The 1,130-nt window shown below is 68.9% G+C and carries 2 protein-coding genes and 1 pseudogene; all 3 read left to right on the top strand.

The genetic code is table 11. From position 1 onward, the window contains the following. On the top strand, positions 1-428 hold a 428-nt coding region (locus ACFWWU_RS37400), incomplete at its 5' end, for a sigma-70 family RNA polymerase sigma factor (protein WP_384153717.1). Beyond that, positions 425-676: a zf-HC2 domain-containing protein gene (locus tag ACFWWU_RS37395; protein ID WP_384153714.1), complete on the top strand. Its 252-nt coding sequence runs from the start codon at positions 425-427 to the stop codon at positions 674-676. The genes ACFWWU_RS37400 and ACFWWU_RS37395, both read left to right, overlap by 4 nt. A 75-nt stretch (positions 677-751) precedes the next feature. Beyond that, positions 752-1,130, top strand: a pseudogene (locus ACFWWU_RS37390) (hypothetical protein); the annotation flags it as partial.

Raw genomic sequence — 1,130 nt, 5'->3', positions numbered from 1 at the left:
ACCTGAAGGCGTGGCTGTACCGCATCCTCACGAACACCTTCATCAACAGCTACCGCAAGAAGCAGCGCGAGCCCTACCAGGGCACGATCGACGACCTCGAGGACTGGCAGCTCGGCGGCGCCGAGTCGACCACCGCGCGGGCGAGCCGCTCGGCCGAGGCCGAGGCGATCGACCACCTGCCCGACAGTGCCGTGAAGGACGCGCTGCAGGCCCTGCCTGAAGACTTCCGCCTCGCGGTGTACTTCGCCGACGTCGAGGGCTTCTCCTACCAGGAGATCGCCGACATGATGAACACCCCCATCGGGACCGTGATGAGCCGCCTGCACCGTGGCAGGCGCCTGCTCCGCGAATCCCTCGCCGACTACGCCCGCGAACAGGGATTCGCCGCGGGTGAGAAGTCAGCCAAACCCACCAGGAGCAAGAAATGACCGACTGCGGCTGCGACAAGGCGAGGGCCGAACTCGAGGAGTACCTGCACAACGAGCTGCGGGCGGCGGATGCATCCGACATCCGCGAGCACGTCGCGAACTGCGCCGACTGCCAGGCGGAGCTGCGCGTGGGCGTGGCGATCACCGAGGTCGTGCAGCGTGCGTGCCGCGAGAGCGCGCCCGAGCAGCTGCGAGTGCAGGTGCTGTCGCAGATCCGGCTGTACCAGTCGACGCACACCATCGCCTGACGGTTCCGAGCGGCGCACCGTTCTCAATCGTTCGTTCGATGCGGGCGGTGACAACCGCACCGTAGCGTCGGTGATGTGATCGACGACTCCGACCGAACGACCGAGCGTCGCGTGCCCACGTGGCTGCGCGTCGCCATTCCCGCCGCCCTCATCCTCATCTGGTTCGCGCTCTTCGGCGGCGGCGGCGCAGCGTTCGGCTCGCTGAGCGACGTCTCGACGAACGACCAGGCGCAGTTCCTCCCCGCGTCGGCCGAGGCGACCGAGGTGACCGAGCTGCAGGAGGGCTTCCGCGACTCCGACGACATCCCGGCGATCGTCGTGATCGCCGGCGACGAGGCACTCGACGACGACCAGCTCGCCGAGATCGACGACCTCCGGGACGAGCTGCTCGCGGTCGACGGCGTGAACGCCGACGGCGCGTCGCCCGTGCTCGCGTCCGACGACGGCGCGGCGG

The sequence above is a fragment of the Streptomyces sp. NPDC058650 genome (assembly GCF_042717315.1).
Taxonomy (GTDB): Bacteria; Actinomycetota; Actinomycetes; order Streptomycetales; family Streptomycetaceae; genus Streptomyces.
The sequence above is the reverse complement of the archived record's forward strand: the minus strand, read 5'-3'. Positions and strand labels throughout refer to the sequence as shown.

What these genes read in the sequence shown, in the direction of transcription:
- ACFWWU_RS37395 (WP_384153714.1), top strand. Translation starts at nt 425, where the DNA reads ATGACCGACTGCGGCTGCGACAAGGCGAGGGCCGAACTCGAGGAGTAC.